General features: G+C 57.0%; 15 protein-coding genes. 8 read left to right on the top strand and 7 right to left on the bottom strand.

The features are described 5' to 3' along the window. Positions 1-24: 24 nt before the first annotated feature. Both ACR0M9_RS00420 and glpD read right to left on the bottom strand, forming a co-directional pair. Positions 25-570, bottom strand: coding sequence for a DUF2087 domain-containing protein (locus ACR0M9_RS00420; protein WP_480565097.1), 546 nt, complete (start codon positions 568-570; stop codon positions 25-27). A 195-nt stretch (positions 571-765) separates the two neighbouring features. Continuing rightward, positions 766-2,352: a glycerol-3-phosphate dehydrogenase gene (glpD, locus tag ACR0M9_RS00415; protein WP_480772606.1), complete on the bottom strand. Its 1,587-nt coding sequence runs from the start codon at positions 2,350-2,352 to the stop codon at positions 766-768. A gap of 180 nt (positions 2,353-2,532) precedes the next feature. Here glpD and ACR0M9_RS00410 point away from each other — a divergent pair, with 180 nt between their 5' ends. From ACR0M9_RS00410 to ACR0M9_RS00385, 6 genes are all read left to right on the top strand, one after another. Then, positions 2,533-3,294, top strand: coding sequence for a DeoR/GlpR family DNA-binding transcription regulator (locus tag ACR0M9_RS00410; protein ID WP_480772605.1), 762 nt, complete (start codon positions 2,533-2,535; stop codon positions 3,292-3,294). Positions 3,295-3,401: 107 nt separating this feature from the next. Further along, a complete protein-coding gene (locus tag ACR0M9_RS00405) occupies positions 3,402-3,557 on the top strand; it encodes a DUF5993 family protein (protein WP_209595994.1) in 156 nt (51 codons plus the stop codon). Between the two features lie 10 nt (positions 3,558-3,567). Beyond that, the gene (locus tag ACR0M9_RS00400) at positions 3,568-4,137 is read left to right on the top strand and encodes a disulfide bond formation protein B (protein ID WP_480772604.1); all 570 of its coding nucleotides are present in this window, start codon (positions 3,568-3,570) and stop codon (positions 4,135-4,137) included. Positions 4,138-4,172: 35 nt separating this feature from the next. Continuing rightward, on the top strand, positions 4,173-4,535 hold the full coding sequence (locus ACR0M9_RS00395) for a DUF3302 domain-containing protein (RefSeq protein WP_267366156.1): 363 nt from the start codon (positions 4,173-4,175) through the stop codon (positions 4,533-4,535). Between the two features lie 21 nt (positions 4,536-4,556). Continuing rightward, the gene (locus ACR0M9_RS00390; RefSeq protein WP_267366155.1) at positions 4,557-5,702 is read left to right on the top strand and encodes an HlyD family secretion protein; all 1,146 of its coding nucleotides are present in this window, start codon (positions 4,557-4,559) and stop codon (positions 5,700-5,702) included. An 11-nt stretch (positions 5,703-5,713) separates the two neighbouring features. Next, entirely contained in the window at positions 5,714-7,264 is a 1,551-nt protein-coding gene (locus ACR0M9_RS00385; RefSeq protein WP_480772603.1) for an efflux transporter outer membrane subunit, read from the top strand. 3 nt (positions 7,265-7,267) lie between these two features. On the opposite strand, the gene mprF is transcribed toward ACR0M9_RS00385, so the two are convergent. Then, positions 7,268-9,877: a bifunctional lysylphosphatidylglycerol flippase/synthetase MprF gene (gene mprF / locus ACR0M9_RS00380; protein ID WP_480772602.1), complete on the bottom strand. Its 2,610-nt coding sequence runs from the start codon at positions 9,875-9,877 to the stop codon at positions 7,268-7,270. A 113-nt stretch (positions 9,878-9,990) separates the two neighbouring features. Continuing rightward, a complete protein-coding gene (locus ACR0M9_RS00375; protein WP_480472343.1) occupies positions 9,991-10,419 on the bottom strand; it encodes an Lrp/AsnC family transcriptional regulator in 429 nt (142 codons plus the stop codon). An 87-nt stretch (positions 10,420-10,506) separates the two neighbouring features. Here ACR0M9_RS00375 and rocF point away from each other — a divergent pair, with 87 nt between their 5' ends. Next, positions 10,507-11,427 (top strand): arginase, encoded by a 921-nt coding sequence (rocF, locus tag ACR0M9_RS00370; protein WP_267364051.1) that lies wholly within the window; start codon positions 10,507-10,509, stop codon positions 11,425-11,427. Then, positions 11,427-12,470 carry an ornithine cyclodeaminase gene (locus tag ACR0M9_RS00365; protein WP_480772601.1) on the top strand — a complete coding sequence of 348 codons (1,044 nt, stop codon included), beginning with the start codon at positions 11,427-11,429 and terminating at the stop codon, positions 12,468-12,470. Before rocF ends, ACR0M9_RS00365 begins: the two co-directional genes overlap by 1 nt. Before the next feature lie 140 nt (positions 12,471-12,610). Here ACR0M9_RS00365 and ACR0M9_RS00360 read toward each other — a convergent pair whose 3' ends face one another. From ACR0M9_RS00360 to ACR0M9_RS00350, 3 genes are read right to left on the bottom strand one after another with little or no spacing between them, the layout of a single operon-like run. After that, on the bottom strand, positions 12,611-14,014 hold the full coding sequence (locus tag ACR0M9_RS00360) for a TRAP transporter large permease (protein WP_480583830.1): 1,404 nt from the start codon (positions 14,012-14,014) through the stop codon (positions 12,611-12,613). 3 nt (positions 14,015-14,017) lie between these two features. Then, entirely contained in the window at positions 14,018-14,647 is a 630-nt protein-coding gene (locus tag ACR0M9_RS00355; protein ID WP_480505486.1) for a TRAP transporter small permease, read from the bottom strand. 56 nt (positions 14,648-14,703) lie between these two features. After that, positions 14,704-15,720 (bottom strand): C4-dicarboxylate TRAP transporter substrate-binding protein, encoded by a 1,017-nt coding sequence (locus ACR0M9_RS00350; protein ID WP_480565280.1) that lies wholly within the window; start codon positions 15,718-15,720, stop codon positions 14,704-14,706. Positions 15,721-15,875 lie beyond the last annotated feature (155 nt).

The following is a 15,875-nucleotide window of genomic DNA, read 5'->3' as shown; positions in this document are numbered from 1 at the left end:
CATCAGCGGGGCTTTTTTCTGGCGTCAGTCTGGTCTTCCCCGCCGACGTTCAGAGAGTTCGCGGATCACCACCTTTGCCTCTGGTGTCGGTGCCTGCTCGACCCGGCGATAATCCGATCCATCCCGGTTCCGTGTCAGCAGCCCACATGAAATCATGGTCCGGCGCAGGGTTGCAGGGTCATCAAAACAATGTTCGGCATTGAGGCACGTGTTGACCTCACCCTCTTGCAGCACCGCGGCTGCCGGTACCGCAGACCAGAGCCCCCACAAGGACAAAGTCTGCACCGATCGTTTTGACGGCCATTGCCGAAGTCTGCCCTGCCCGTCGAACAGGTGCAGTGTGCGCTCAACCGTGCGCATGTCAGCAGCCGGCTGTTTCAGGCGGGTCTCGATCCGCCGGGCAGCGGCACTGGTGGCGCGCATATGTTGCACGTTCTGAAACCCGGCGGCACGAGCGACCATGTTCATCAGGTTCAGGTGCGACGGGCTGGAGTCGCCAAGTTGTTGGGACAGGATACGCACGAATCCGGTCAGATCATCGGCGTGCAAGGGTACAGGAGTTTTGCTCATCACAAATCCATATCGGGCGTTTTGCGCGATCGTTGGTCGTTGACTTGACGAAACAACGCCCTGATGGTTGCGATAGTTTCACATACACTGGCAGGTTTAGCACTCTGGGTAAGAGCAGCGACGCCTCGGTGTCTGCCGACCGTATCCAACGGCTAGCACAACACTCATCACCCGCCAAGAGGATAGAAAGATGGATCAGGTCGAGCCGGGGGCCAGCCGTTCAGCCATCCAGCCGTCGATCCGCGCGATCTGCTCGGCATTCAGTCGCAGGCCCAGCTTGTTGCGCCGCCAGACGACATCTTCGGCGGTCCGTGCATATTCCTTGTCGATCAGCCACGCGACTTCCCGCGCGGTCAGGGTTGCGCCAAAATCCTCGCCCAGATCAGACAGCTGTTGCGCATCCCCAAGGACATCTGTTGCTTCGGTTCCATAGGCCCTGATCAGGCGTGCAGCCCAGGCGGCACCCAGAAACGGATACGCGGCTTGAAGCTGATCAGTCAGGGCTTCAACTGCGTCAACCGGAAAGTCACCGCCCGGCAGCGCCACACCAGCGGTCCAGGGGCCCGGCATATTTGGAAAGAATTCACCAACCTTCTCCAGAGCACTTTCCGCGAGCCTGCGATAGGTGGTGATCTTGCCGCCAAACACGTTCAAAACAGGCGCCCCACCCTGCGCATCGACTTTCAGCGTGTAATCTCGCGTTGCTGCGGTGGCACTGCTGGCACCGTCGTCATAAAGCGGCCGCACACCAGAATAGGTCCACACAACATCTTCGCGGGTCACAGCGCGCCTGAAATACTTCGATGCGAAGGCGCACAGATACTCCTGTTCGACCTCGGTACAGACGGGTTTCGTGTCAGGGTCCGGGTGATCCTGATCCGTTGTGCCGATCAAGGTAAAGTCCTGTTCATACGGAATGGCGAAAATGATGCGGCCGTCTTCGCCCTGAAAGAAATAACACTTGTCGTGGTCATAGAGCCGGGGTGTCACAATATGGCTGCCCCGAACAAGCCGAACACCCTCGCGTGAGTTCACACGGATCTTGGTCTGGATGATGTCCCCGACCCAAGGGCCACCCGCATTGATCAGCATTCTGGCCCGAACAAGACGGGTTTCGCCGCTGCTGCGATCACGAATCGATACCTGCCAAAGGTCGTCCACCCGCTCGGCCGAAATCACCTCGGTTCGCACCATGATCTGCGCACCGCGCGCCTCGGCGTCGCGGGCATTCAGAACCACCAACCGTGAATCTTCGATCCAGCAATCAGAATATTCGTATGCCGTTTCGAACTTGTCCTGTAGCGGGACGCCTTCCGGTGCCGATCGCAAGTTCAGCGACGTGGTGCCCGGCAGAATTTTGCGACCACCCAGATTGTCATACATGAACAAACCCAACCGGATCAGCCAAGCCGGACGCCGCCCCCGCATCCACGGCATGACCGTACTGAGCAGCCGGGAGGTCGGCGTTTCCGAGTCAAACCGCATGTCCTTGTGGTAGGGCAGCACAAAGCGCATCGGCCAGCTGATATGCGGCATCGCGCGCAACAGGGTTTCACGCTCGATCAGGGCCTCACGGACCAGACGGATTTCGAAATACTCCAGATAGCGTAACCCGCCATGAAACAATTTCGTCGAGGCTGATGACGTGGCCGAGGCCAGATCATTCATCTCTGCCAATGTAACTGACAGCCCGCGACCAGCAGCATCCCGAGCGATGCCGCAACCATTGATCCCACCACCGATGATAAAAAGGTCCGTTGTCTGAACGTCCGCTGACTGCATGCCAATGATTCCTTGTCAGGATGGATGATAGGCATTTGCCAGAACATCCTTCGTATGGTCAATGTTTATGTTCGATTTTTTTCGCTTTTCAGCACTAGCCTAAAATTTCGTAATACCATTCTTGCAAAACCGGCCAAAAAGAACAAAAACGAAAGAAACACTTCAAGTCTGGAAACACCCATGTCCCTATCTTTCCGCCAATCTGACATTCTGGACATTGCCGGGGTCGAAGGCCGCGTCACCGTTGACGGGTTGGCCGAAAGATTTGGTGTCACGGTCCAGACGATCCGGCGCGACCTGACCGAGTTGGCCGAGGCAGGTAAACTGGATCGGGTGCATGGCGGCGCGGTGCTGCGCTCGGGCGTGTCAAACATCGGATATGAAGACCGCCGTGCCCTGAACGCCGACGCCAAGACCCGTATTGCACAGGCTTGCGCCATCGATATCCCCGACGGCGCATCGATCTTCATGAACATCGGAACCTCGACCGAGGCCGTGGCGCGGCAATTGCTGAACCACAAGAATCTGATGGTTGTGACCAACAACATGAATGTCGCAAACATTCTGATTGAGAACCCGGATTGTGAGGTCGTCATGGCCGGTGGCGTTCTGCGGCGCACCGACGGCGGGTTGATCGGAAATCTGACCGTATCGACCATTCGGCAATTTAAATTTGACCTTGCCGTAATCGGCTGTTCAGCTTTGGACACTGACGGAGATCTTCTGGACTTCGACTTTCAGGAGGTACAAGTCAGCCAGACCATCATTGCGCAGGCACGCCGCACATTTCTGGTTGCCGACCATTCAAAGTTTTACCGCTCGGCTCCGGCGCGCATCACTTCTTTGGCAGAAATCGACGCAATTTACACGGATGCGCCGTTACCAGGCGATCTGCACCTGCGCAGTCAGGAATGGCAAACGGACATCGTCCTGTGTAGCTAGCGGACATTAAGAATAGTCTCCAATTTACCGCGCCGCTTGCCAGATGCCACCCGGCCTGACACTATCGTTTGCATAAAGATATGTGCACGGGAGGGGAGCACCGGGCCATGATTGCGCTTTTATTTGCATTACTTACTGCCACGATGGGGCTCAACTATTTCAACATGACAAAGGCAGGCAATGCGCTGTTCTTCCTTACGATTGCCCTGAGTATCTACTGGTTGAAATTCCACGCCACCAGTCAGCTGACAATTCAGCTTTGAGGGCCTCATCATGACACCCGAACTGTCACGTACACTAAACGCGATCGGAATGCTGGCCGTCAGTCTCGTTCTGGCGCTGGCGTTCTTCTATCAACTTGTCCTTTACGAACTGCCCTGTCCGCTTTGCCTGTTGCAGCGTGTCGGCTTTGTAGCCGTCGGCGTCGGGCTGGGCCTGAACCTGCTTTATGGCGCGCGACCGCAGCACTATGCCATCATGCTCATTGCCGCTTTGTATGGCGGCAGTGTTTCGATCCGGCAAATCCTGTTGCACATTGTGCCTGGAACCGGCCATTACGGATCGCCCGTTCTGGGGCTGCATTATTACACTTGGGCGGGCATCGCCTTTTTCCTTGTCCTGCTGGGTACGTCGTTCATGCTGCTGTTTGATCGCCAATATGACTCGGGCGCGGCCAGCGAGGTACATTTTGGGGGAAACAAGCTGGCCAAAACCGCCTTCTTTGTCATGCTGGCACTTGCCGTACTGAACGCCGGTTCAACTCTGCTGGAATGCGGACCGGGCGTTTGTGATGACCCGCCCACGGATTACAAGTTGATTGACGAACTGAAAACGAATGATTGAGGATACCCTAACCTTCCCCTGATGGAGGCACACAAATGGGACTATTGGGCCAGCCGCTGGGCTATTATGACTATCTGACATTGGTCGCGCTGATCCTGCTGCTTGCAGCAGTTATGGCGCTGTTCCTGTTCATTATGGGCCTTCCGGGGCGGATCGCGATCAAACGTAATCATCCCCATGCCGAAGCCGTAAAGATCATGGGATGGATGGGGTTTTTGGCTGTCGTGCCTTGGGTTCACGCCTTCATGTGGGCTTTCCACGATGGCGTCACGGTCGATATTCGCCGCGGCCCGGACGAGGAAAAAGATGCCATCCGCGATGAAATCAAACGCCTGGGCGGTAGGGTCAAACCCGAATACCAGGATCGTCTGGACACAGATGACACACAACCCAGTTAAGACCGAAGGACCCTAATTCCTATGTTCGTCGCCCTCGGCATCACGCTGTTCTACATCATTTTCGTCTGGCTCATTTTTTTCAAGCTGGAATGGCTGAAGTTCAACATTGCCTGGGGCATTGTTTCGTTCTGGGTGGGTGCACACCTGCTGTTGATCTTCCTTGTGGCATTGCGCTTCTTTCAGCCGTTTTCAGCAGACAGCCACGTGGTACGTTCGACCATACAGATCATCCCCAAGCTGACACAGCCGACGATTCTGTCCGAGGTTCTTGTTGAACCGAATACACCGGTCGCAAAGGGCGATCCGCTGTATCGGTTCGATGATACGGTGTTTTCGCTGGCGGTCGATAATGCGCAGGCCCAGTTGGTGGCGGCACAGCAGAATGCCAAAATCCTTGAACAGGATGTCATTGCGTCGACCGAAGCTGTCGAACGGGCCAATGCGCAATTGGCCTATGCGCAAACCCAACAGGCGCGGTATGAGAATCTTGTTCCGGCCGGAGGCGCCCGTCAGGACGATCTGGATCGATGGAACGAACAGGTGACGGAAGATCAGGCCGCCGTCAAACAGGCTGGGGCCAACCTGACCAAGGCTCAACTGGCGCTGGAATCGCAGATTGACGGCGTGAACACGGGCATCCTTCAGGCGCAGGCGCAATTGGCCGAAGCCGAGTATTTTCTGGAAAACACAACAATCTATGCGCCTGAAAATGGCATGATCGTCTCACAGCAGGCCCGCCCCGGATTGGTAGTCGGTGACGTCCGGTTGGGTGCGATTGCCAGCTTCGTGACTGATGAAAGCCCTTATATCCTTGCCACATTCCGCCAGCAGAACCTGAAATTTGTCGAACCGGGACAAGAGGTCGAAGTCGCGCTTGATCTTTATCCCGGTGAAATCCTGACGGGCAAGGTCGAAGCGATCTGGTGGGCCACCCGTCAAGGGCAACTCATCCCGTCGGGCCGCCTGCCCGGTTTCGAGCTGCCCAAACTGCCCGGTCGGATTGCGGTTCAGATCACCGTCGATGTGCCGGAAGACCACATCTTCCCAGCGGGCGGCCATGCCGCTGTGGCAATCTATACAGGCCAGGGCAAAAGTTTTGAGTTTCTGAGGCGCATCAACATCCGCCTTTATTCCTTCGCCAACTTCATCCGACCCCTGGATATCTGAGGATGCGCGCCATGACACTCCGCAGGTTGTTGGGAACCGCCATTTGCGCCGCCACTCTCGCGGCTTGCACACCCGTTGGACCGGATTTTGTGCGCCCCAATTCACCTGTCGTAAAACAATGGATTGAGGTCAACAACCCCAGCACTGGTCAAAGCGGGCTGACCTCGCGCAGTGCGCCTGTCGTGAAATGGTGGCAGACATTCAATGATCCGACCCTTAACAAACTGATTGCCGAGGCCTACGCCCAGAACCTGACACTTCAGGTCGCTGGTGCGCGGGTTTTGCAGGCGCGCGCGCAACTGGGTATCGCCTTTGGCGAGCTTTACCCGCAGTCGCAGGCCATTGGCGGCTCGCTTGAACGGCGCCAGATCAGCGACAATCTGGGGCCAATTTCGGATGTCAATCGCGTCATCCCGCTGGATACCGAGTTCTCGACCTCGCAAGTCGGCTTCGATGCCCAGTGGGAGTTGGACGTCTGGGGCGCCCAGCGGCGCGGTGTTCAGGCGGCGCGATCCAACCTGGCCCTGCAAGTGGCAAACTACGACGACGCGTTGGTTACGCTGACCGGGGACGTCGCCGCGCTTTACGTCAATATCCGGGCGCTGCAAGAGACGCTGGCAATTGCGCGCGAGAACATCAAATTGCAGCAGGACTCGGCAGACCTGACTCAGCTGCGGTTCAACAACGGCGTCACCACGGAACTGGACGTGCAGGAATCCACCGCCCTGTTGAACAACACTAAGGCGCTGGTACCCGAACTGGAAAGCGACCTGCAACAGACCAAGAACGCGCTTGCGGTGTTGTTGGGCACGACACCTTCACGCATGACCGGTCTGCTGGGCAATACCGGCCGCATTCCATCGGCCCGGGCAAATGTGGCAGTGGGCGTTCCCGCTGAATTGCTGCGCCGCCGCCCGGATGTACGCGCGGCTGAACTGGCGGCAGCCACGCAATCGGCACAAGTGGGCATCGCGATGGCGGACCTGTATCCCCAATTCATCCTGTCAGGCGCAATCGGTCTGCAGGCATCCGGTGGGCGCGATCTGTTCAGCGGTGGCAGCACAACCGGACTGGCCAGTGCCGGTGTGGTCTGGAATGTGCTGAACTATGGCCGCATCAAGAACAATGTTCGCGCGCAGGACGCCGCTTACCAGGCGCTGATTGCGAATTATCAGAACACTGTGCTGACCGCTTATTCCGAAGTTGAAAGTGCCATGGTCGCTTATGCGCAGGCACGTAAGCAGGTCGGGTTCTATCAGCAAAGTGTCGAAGCCTCACGCAAAGCTGCCGAAATCGCCGTCAGCCAATATACAGATGGCATTGCCGATTATTCGCGCGTGCTGAACACCCAGACCGCACTATTGCGGTCGCAGGCCAATCTGATCGAGGCGCGGCAGCAGGTATCCAGCAACCTGGTGGCGGTTTACAAGGGTCTGGGCGGCGGATGGCAAATCCGTCAAAATCAGGAGTTCCTACCTGAAACTGTCCTGGCCGAGATGGCCTATCGCACGGATTGGGGCGATCTGCTGCAGAAAACCCCAACCCGCGCAAGCCTGAATTAGGTGCTACTTGGTTAACCCGCGCAACCCGCCCGAGATCAGGATATTAACCTCATAGAGGATGCGGGACGCGGCCAGCCCGCCGGGGCTGGCCAGATAGTTCGGGCTCCATTCCGGATCGAACTTCTGCTTGAACGCACGGAGACCCTCAAAATGGTAGAACTGTTCGCCATGTTCGTAAACGAACCCACCGATGCGGTTCCAAAGCGAAGCAAGCTGACGGTTTTCGATCCCTGAAAACGGTGCGGCACCCAGTGAAAACCAGTGAAACCCCTGCTGCGCACCCCAATCCATCATGTCGGCGAAAAGAGCGTCCATGACGAAACTTGGGCTATCGGGTTCATAACGCATGAGGTCCAGTGACAGCTCGGACTTGTTCCCTCCTTGGAACAGATTGGCAAAGGCCATGATCTTGCCGGTGTTGCCATCACGCAGGATCGCATGATCGAAATAGGACAGGTATTGATCATCAAATCCCCCCAGTGCAAAGCCTTTTTCTGCACCGGCCTTTTGCGCAAGCCAGCGGTCTGAAATCCCACGCAAATCTGACAACAGAGGCCTCAGTTCTTCCTTCGGAATGATCTCGAACACATATCCTTCGCGTTCAGCACGGTTCTTGGCCTGCCGGAATCGCTTGCGCGACTTTCCGTCCAGCGAGAAGTCGTGCAATGACACCCGCGCAACCTCGCCAATCTTCAGGATCGACAGTCCAAGATCCAGAAAAGTCGGCAGATATTTGGTCGAGACACTGTAGAACGCACAGAGTTTACCTTCGCGATCCGCCATTTCCCGAAGCTGCCAAATCAGTTGCTGCCCGGCCCTCTCGTCACCAACCGGTTCTCCTTTTGAAATCAGCGCATTGCCCGTGTCTGCATACGCTAAGAATGCGGTCTCATCCGGTGAGATCAGGAATTGCTTGTCACCGGTGAGCGAGATTTGCGACTCCGTATCCTCACTCTCCATCACCAGCCGCTCGACAACCTCTGGGATTTCAACCCGCTGTGGTGTCGGAATCTCACGCCCGAACAGAGAGTTCACGGCAACAATGCCCACGATCACGGCTACAACAAGGCTGGACCGCAGAAAGCGCGAGGCGTCACCGTTCCAGGCAAACTGCCACCACAGATCGTTTTGGTATTCGACATGCGAATATGCAAACAGCCCGATCCAGAATATCACCGCCAACAGAACCACGACACTGATCAGCCATGGGATGTTCAGCCGAAATATCGACGCACCACTGACCCGGTAGAACGCGCCACGAAACATAGCCAGCAGCCCAATCGTTCCCAGCATCGAAAACGCCTCGTGGATGTCGAGCCCCTTTGCAAGCGACGCAAAGAACCCCACCCCCATCAACACCATCGCAACGACCCATGCCCGGTAGAGCTTGCGGAACAACCCGCGCGACACCAGCAATAGCAACACCCCAACGACACTGCCTGCAAGATGCGAAGCCTCGACAAACGAAAGCGGCAGCATATCTTTCAGTGTGCTGAGCTTTTGCGCCCCCGCTGGCAGCGCGCCCGACACCAGCAAGATTACCCCGGCCACCGCGGCAACCCCGGCCGCGACCATCGGAACCATGGGACGGATCACGCGATAGACCCAGATGGCGGCACCGCCGATCATGTGTCTTTGGGTCAAGGCAGATGCAACGGCAATGGAAAGGCTGGTGACTGCAAATGGCAGAAAAGTGTAAACCACCCGATAAAGCAGCAACGCAGCAATCACATCCGAACGGCCTGACGCCCCCAGACCGGCAATCAATGTCGCCTCAAACACGCCAATCCCACCCGGCGCATGGCTCAGGATTCCAACGGCAATGGCGGCGATATAGATCGTGAAGAAATACGGGTACCCGACACCCAGATCATCCGGCATCAGTACGTAAAGCACCATGGATGCGCCAAACAGGTCCCCAATGGCAGCCAACGTCAGCAGGCCCGCCAGTTTACCTCCGGGCAAATCGAAACCGACGCCCGCAACAGCCAACCGCCGGCCACCGCTGGACAGCCAAATGAACATCGCAACAAATGCAGCCAGCAAGCACAACCCTATGGTGGTTTCGACCGTTTCGCTGACGGGCATCACCTTGGATATTCCATCCGGGTGCAGGGTCAGCAATAAGCCCAAAATCAGGATCAGACCCATCCAGAACGCCACCCACGAGGTCGCGATTACGCCAGCCACCCGGCCAAGGTCCAAGCCAAGCGACGCGTATATCCGATACCGGATCGCGGTTCCCGTGATGTAGGAAAACCCAAGGCAGTTCGACACCGCGTATCCGCTGGCTCCGGCCATCCCCGCCACAGGTAACGGCACCTTGCCATCTGCCACGCTCTGTACCGCGAACACATCATAGAGCGACAGCGACAAAAAGCTGAACGCTGTCCAGCACATCGCAAAAACCATCAATTTCCATGATGTCGCCGAAATATCGGTCTGGACATCCGACCATTTCACATGGGCCGACAGATCGTGCAAAACCGAAAGGGCAATCCCGGTAATAACGACCGGTATCGCGATGCGCAGCCAGGGTTTTTCCAGCAGACCAGCAAGTCGTTCGGCCCACTGTCCGGCCAAAGGTTCGTCACCATTTTCAGATGTGGTCATGCCGCAAGCCTTCCGGAAATACTGAACCCTTAGTCAGCAAGCGGCCTACCTAAGGGTAAGTCGCACCCTGTCTACTCACAAACTCTGGCACAAGTCGCATTCATCTCAAAGCACTAGAGCCGCCCCTTGCGTGTTGACAGCAGCAGGTTCGTTTCCGAACGTGTAACGCCGTCGATCCTGCGAATATGAAACAGAACCTCGTCCAGTTCGGCCAGAGTTTCAGTACTGATTTCGGCAATCAAATCCCAACTGCCGTTGGTCGAATGGACCGCCGTGACCTGCCGCATGGCTCCGATCCGGGACATCACGCGCTCGGTGCCACGCCCCTCGATTTCCAGCATCATCAGCCCACGTACCGGGCTTTGCGCCAGATCCCGACGCGTCAACACGGTAAAACCAACGATCTCTCCGGATTGCTTGAGCCGTTGCAAACGGCTGCGCACCGTAGTGCGGGTCACACCAAGTGTTTCTGACAGCTCTGACAGGCTGGCGCGCGCGTCACGTTGCAAGGCGCCCAGCAGACGACTATCCAATTCGTCCATATTACCTTCTCATTAAGGAGCTTCCTGATCCATTTTGAGCATTTTGTGCTCTTCACGCAAGACACAGTGACGGCCTAAATGGACCACATGGAACGCAAAAACATCATTTTAGTCGGCGCGCCGATGGACGCCGGGAAACGGCGTCAGGGTTGCCGAATGGGTCCTGACGCATATCGCGTGGCCGGGCTGGATCAGGCCTTGGCCGATCTTGGTCACTCCGTTTGCGATTGGGGCGACGTGCAACCTGAAAAAACGGACCTGCCCGAGCATCCGCACCTGTTCGCGCTGCCCGAATGCGTCGGATGGACGCAAGCGCTGAGCAAGACCGCACTGACAGCAGCTAAACAGGGCATTCCAATCTTCATGGGCGGCGATCACGCATTGTCCATGGGAACCGTGACCGGGATGGCCGCCTATGCTGCTAAGGTCGACCGCCCGCTATTCGTTCTGTGGCTGGATGCGCATAGTGATTTTCACACCCCCGACAGTACAGACAGCGGCAACCTGCATGGCACACCTGTCGCCTATTTCACAGGAAGGTCGGGATTCGAGGCGCTTCCGCCCTTACCCGCTGTCGTGCCAACGGACCGAGTCGGCATGATTGGCCTGCGCTCTGTCGACCCGGCGGAACGTTTGGCGCTGGAACAGGACCGCGCCATGCTGGCCGACATGCGCAGCATTGACGAACATGGGATCAAGGCGCCGTTGCTGGCGTTCCTGGATCGCGTGAAAGCCGAAAACGCTCTTCTCCACGTCTCGTTGGATGTTGATTTCCTGGATCCGGCCATTGCCCCTGCCGTCGGCACCACTGTTCCCGGCGGTGCGACCGAACGCGAGGCTCATCTGGTCATGGAACTGCTACATGAAAGCGGACTGGTCAGTTCTCTGGATCTTGTCGAACTGAACCCGTTCCTGGATGAACGTGGCCGCACCGCAAAACTGATGGTCGATCTGGCCGCCTCACTTATGGGCCGTCGCATCTTTGACCGCCCCACCCGGAGTTTCTGATGACCCAACCTTCTGAAAAGGCGCTCGTGCCTTTCGTGTCCGTCGACAACATGATGCGGCTGATTCACCACATAGGTGTCGAACAGATGATCGTACAGATCGCCGATCAGATCGAATCCGATTTCAAACGGTGGGAAAGCTTTGACAAGACCCCGCGCATTCCGGCGCATTCACCCCACGGAGTGATTGAACTGATGCCCACCTCGGATGGGGAGGCATATGGGTTCAAATACGTGAACGGACATCCCAAAAACACCTCCGAGGGTCTGCAAACTGTGACCGCATTCGGATTGCTGGCGGATGTTTACACCGGGTATCCCACTCTGCTGACCGAAATGACGCTGCTGACTGCATTGCGCACGGCGGCGACGTCCGCTCTGGTCGGGCGCTATCTTGCCCCAAAGAATGCCACGACCATGGCCATGATCGGCAATGGGGCGCAGTCCGAATTCCAATGCCTCGCTTTCAAGGCAATGTGCGGGATCGACACTGTCCGGCTTTACGATACCGATCCCGGTGCAACAGCGAAATGCGCCACAAACCTGCAAGGCAACGGCCTGACGGTCGTCCCATGCAAGACGCCGGAAGACGCTATTGAAGGTGCTCAGATCATCACCACTTGCACGGCCGACAAGAAATACGCCACCATCCTCACCGACAACATGGTCGGTCCCGGCGTCCACATCAACGCCATCGGTGGTGATTGTCCCGGCAAGACAGAATTGCATCGCGATATCCTGCTGCGCTCGGACATCTTCGTCGAATACCCCGAGCAAACCCGGATCGAGGGCGAAATTCAAGCGCTGGATGCTGATCATCCCGTGGCCGAGATGTGGCAGGTTATGACCGGAGCTGCCAAAGGGCGCACAGACGACCGCCAAATCACCCTGTTCGACAGTGTTGGCTTCGCGATCGAAGATTTCTCAGCCCTACGCTATGTCAAGCAGGCGATCAAAGGCACTGCATTCTTTGAGCCTCTGGACATGTTGGCCGACCCGGACGATCCGCGCGACCTGTTCGGAATGCTGATGCGGGCCGGTTAGGCGCGCCCATGGGGGCTCTGCCCCCGCCACCCGTGCCCGGGCGCCTCCCCCGGGATATTTGTTGGCCAGATGAAGCAGGGGATCCGTTCTTCATCTGGCTCTAAATATCCCGGAGCGCGAGGCAGAGCCTCGCATCCTACCTACCCCGCAAGCGATGGCAGGTAGAGTACAATACCAGGAAATGCCACAAGCATTGCTATGGTCAGGGCGTCGGCCACGAAGAAGGGTGTCACACCCCGGAAGACATCCTGAACACTCAAATCCGGGCGCACCCCGGCGACGACAAAGCAGTTCAACCCAATTGGCGGCGTAATCAGGCAAAACTCGGCCATCTTGACGACCAGAATTCCAAACCAAATCGCGCACATCGGCCCGGACATGCCAAACGCACTGTCTGCAGCACTGACCGTTTCACCACCGTTCAGCGCCATGACCGCCGGATAAACAACAGGCAAGGTCAAAAGAAGCATTCCTATCGCATCCATGAACATGCCAAGCACCGCGTAAGCCAGCAGAATGCAGATCAGGATCATCATGGGTGACATTTCAAGGCTGGTTATCCAGTCTGAAAAGGCGCCGGGAAGATCTGCGAACCCTAGAAACCGCACATAGATCAGAACGCCCCAGATGATCGAAAAGATCATTGCGGTAAGCTTGGCCGTCTCCAGCAGCGCGGATTTGAACTCGCTCCAACGCATCCCGTGAAACAGGGCGAAGCAGAAGACAATGAAAGCGCCGATTGCGCCGCCTTCCGTCGGCGTGCCCCACGCTTTTTCACCAAACGGGTTATAGACAAAGCAGATGATGATCAGGATGACGGCGACAATAGGGATGGCTCCGGGAAGGGCCGAAAAACGCTGTTTCCATGTAAAGCCTGTGACCGGGGGACCGACGGATTTGAAAATCACGGCGATCCCGACAATCAGCACGGCATAGATGATCGCGGAAAACGCACCCGGAATGAACCCCGCCAACAGCAGCTTCCCAACGTCCTGCTCGACGATGATCGCGTAGATCACCAGAATGGCCGATGGTGGAATCAGTGATGCCAGCGTTCCTCCGGCGGCCACCACACCAGCAGCAAAGCGTTTGTTGTAGCCGACCTTCAGCATTTCCGGGATCGCGATGCGGGCGAAGACGGCAGAGGTGGCAACCGAGGCACCCGAAACCGCGGCGAAACCGGCGGTGGCGAATACGGTTGAAACCGCCAACCCCCCGGGAACCCAGGCGACCCAGCGTTTGGCAGCTTCAAACAACGCCCGCGTGAGACCTGCGTAATAAGCCAGATACCCGATCAGGATAAAGGTCGGGATCAGGCTAAGAGTATGAGAGGCAACTTTGGAATGCGGCACTTGCCCGGCGGTTTTGACCGCAACAGTCAGCGCTTTACCGAACCGCGCCGGATCATACCCAAACTTGGCCCAAAAAATCCAAACAAGTCCAATTAGCCCGGCCAAGCCCGCAGCAAAGGCCACGCGCATGCCGACCACGACAAAGATCAGAAGCCCGCCCGTGACCCAGAGGCCAATTTCAATCGTGTCCATAAATCAGTCCTGCCCTTCGAACTGTTCGGCCTCAGCCGCTGCTTGTGCTGCCGCGTCCTGTATCAACGGAACGGCGACCGGAGCTTCCAATCCCAGCCATAGTGCGCGGCCATATCCCCAGACCTGCAAGGCAAGCCGCAGGCACAGAACGGAAAACGCGATGGGGGCCAGTAGTTTCGCGGGCCACAACGGAATTCCGATATCAATGGAACTGTCCCGGCTCCAAAATGGTGCGCCCAAATCAAAGGATCGGTCGAAGTGAGACCAGCTGCCCCAAACTAGCGCAAGCATCAGAAGCAGGATCAAAACCACCGAGACCAGTTCGAACAACCACAACCCTCTGCCGTGAAGGCGCGACAGAACGATGTCCATGCGGATGTGGCCACCGTCGCGTTGAACATAAGAAATGCCAAGAAATGCGATCAATGGCATCGCCTGTTCGATCCAGTCAACATATCCTGGCAATGGGGCATTCAGGGCATTGCGCCCACTGACCGAGATAACGGCCAGGACCATCAGGCCAAATACTGCCAAACCACTGATGAGCGCGAGAAAACGCTCCAGTTTCAACAACTGCTGATCCAGCTGGCTCAGACGACTTCCGTCCACCAGCACTGTGGCCTGTCCTGCCATTCCAGTTTTCCCCAATATTGGTGTACCGGGTGCCTGGCAGGCACCCGGGTTCAGGATCAGTTGCCGCCGCGCTGTTGCGTCAGCGTCATCTGCACGAGATCAAAAAGATCCTGCGCTGGCAGCCCCTGTTCCGTCATTTCCGCGATCCACTTTTCACGGATCGGGTCGGCTGCTTTGGTGCGGAATTCTGCAATCACGGCATCATCAATCATGACTTTCTGGACACCCTTTTCTTGCAGAACACTGTCCCATTGCTCGAGCAATCCGTCGTAATTAGTCAGGTAGTGGTCAATCGCCTCATCAATCGAGCTATCCAGCGCCTCGCGATGCGCGGCTGGCAGGGCCTCATAGGCGTCAATGTTGACCACGACCGGGCAATTTACCGTTCCCGGGTTCAGGTTTGCCGTCCACCAGTCGGCTTCGTTGATTGTCCCGAAAGACAGGTGTGCGTGCTGGGCAAAGGCCACTGTGTCGACGACACCGGATTCCATGGCATTGAACGCCTCGGTTGCGGGAACTGATGTCGGAACACCTCCGACCGCCTCGAAGGCTTGCCCCAAACCACCAGTGGCACGGACCCGCATTCCGTCAAAATCGGCCAGTTCATCGCGCGGCTCGCCAGTGCCGACCAGATTATACTGCGGCATCGGTGAGGTCATGATGATGCGGGCGTTCCATTGGGCCATCTCATCCTTGACTGCGGGGTGGTCATAAACCGCATGACTGACCGCCACCTCCTCCTGCAGGTTGTTCACGCCGAGAAAAGGCAGCTCCAGAACGGTGATCGCGCGGTTTTTGTCGCGGTGGTAACCTGCACAGAACTGAGCCATCTCGAAGGCGCCAATTTCAATGCCGTCCAGATTTTCGCGCGGCTTGGACAACCCGCCATAGCTGACATTGATGGTGAATTCACCACCGGTTTTTTCGCTAACAAGTTCGGCCAGTTTTTCAACATGTTCAGTGAAGGCACGACGCTTACCCCAGACCGATGCGTTCCACTCAGTAGCAAAAGCTTCACCGACAAAGGCAAAGCTCAGGGCGGCGACAGCGGCGCCGCTCAACATCTTTTTCATCATTTGATCTCCCATTGATGCGCCTCCTCCCGAGGCGCTTGAGGATCAAGCTAGCGCCAACATTCTACTGTGCCAACCCTGCCTTGGTTTTCCGCTGGTATCAGAAGCAGTTCCCGCTTGGATTGCGCATGTAGAAAAACCCGACATTCGTGGAC

It is taken from the genome of Ruegeria sp. CH2 (assembly GCF_056537065.1).
The sequence above is the reverse complement of the archived record's forward strand: the minus strand, read 5'-3'. Positions and strand labels throughout refer to the sequence as shown.

What these genes read in the sequence shown, in the direction of transcription:
- ACR0M9_RS00420 (WP_480565097.1), bottom strand. Translation starts at nt 570, where the DNA reads ATGAGCAAAACTCCTGTACCCTTGCACGCCGATGATCTGACCGGATTC.
- glpD (WP_480772606.1), bottom strand. Translation starts at nt 2,352, where the DNA reads ATGCAGTCAGCGGACGTTCAGACAACGGACCTTTTTATCATCGGTGGT.
- ACR0M9_RS00410 (WP_480772605.1), top strand. Translation starts at nt 2,533, where the DNA reads ATGTCCCTATCTTTCCGCCAATCTGACATTCTGGACATTGCCGGGGTC.
- ACR0M9_RS00405 (WP_209595994.1), top strand. Translation starts at nt 3,402, where the DNA reads ATGATTGCGCTTTTATTTGCATTACTTACTGCCACGATGGGGCTCAAC.
- ACR0M9_RS00400 (WP_480772604.1), top strand. Translation starts at nt 3,568, where the DNA reads ATGACACCCGAACTGTCACGTACACTAAACGCGATCGGAATGCTGGCC.
- ACR0M9_RS00395 (WP_267366156.1), top strand. Translation starts at nt 4,173, where the DNA reads ATGGGACTATTGGGCCAGCCGCTGGGCTATTATGACTATCTGACATTG.
- ACR0M9_RS00390 (WP_267366155.1), top strand. Translation starts at nt 4,557, where the DNA reads ATGTTCGTCGCCCTCGGCATCACGCTGTTCTACATCATTTTCGTCTGG.
- ACR0M9_RS00385 (WP_480772603.1), top strand. Translation starts at nt 5,714, where the DNA reads ATGACACTCCGCAGGTTGTTGGGAACCGCCATTTGCGCCGCCACTCTC.
- mprF (WP_480772602.1), bottom strand. Translation starts at nt 9,877, where the DNA reads ATGACCACATCTGAAAATGGTGACGAACCTTTGGCCGGACAGTGGGCC.
- ACR0M9_RS00375 (WP_480472343.1), bottom strand. Translation starts at nt 10,419, where the DNA reads ATGGACGAATTGGATAGTCGTCTGCTGGGCGCCTTGCAACGTGACGCG.
- rocF (WP_267364051.1), top strand. Translation starts at nt 10,507, where the DNA reads ATGGAACGCAAAAACATCATTTTAGTCGGCGCGCCGATGGACGCCGGG.
- ACR0M9_RS00365 (WP_480772601.1), top strand. Translation starts at nt 11,427, where the DNA reads ATGACCCAACCTTCTGAAAAGGCGCTCGTGCCTTTCGTGTCCGTCGAC.
- ACR0M9_RS00360 (WP_480583830.1), bottom strand. Translation starts at nt 14,014, where the DNA reads ATGGACACGATTGAAATTGGCCTCTGGGTCACGGGCGGGCTTCTGATC.
- ACR0M9_RS00355 (WP_480505486.1), bottom strand. Translation starts at nt 14,647, where the DNA reads ATGGCAGGACAGGCCACAGTGCTGGTGGACGGAAGTCGTCTGAGCCAG.
- ACR0M9_RS00350 (WP_480565280.1), bottom strand. Translation starts at nt 15,720, where the DNA reads ATGAAAAAGATGTTGAGCGGCGCCGCTGTCGCCGCCCTGAGCTTTGCC.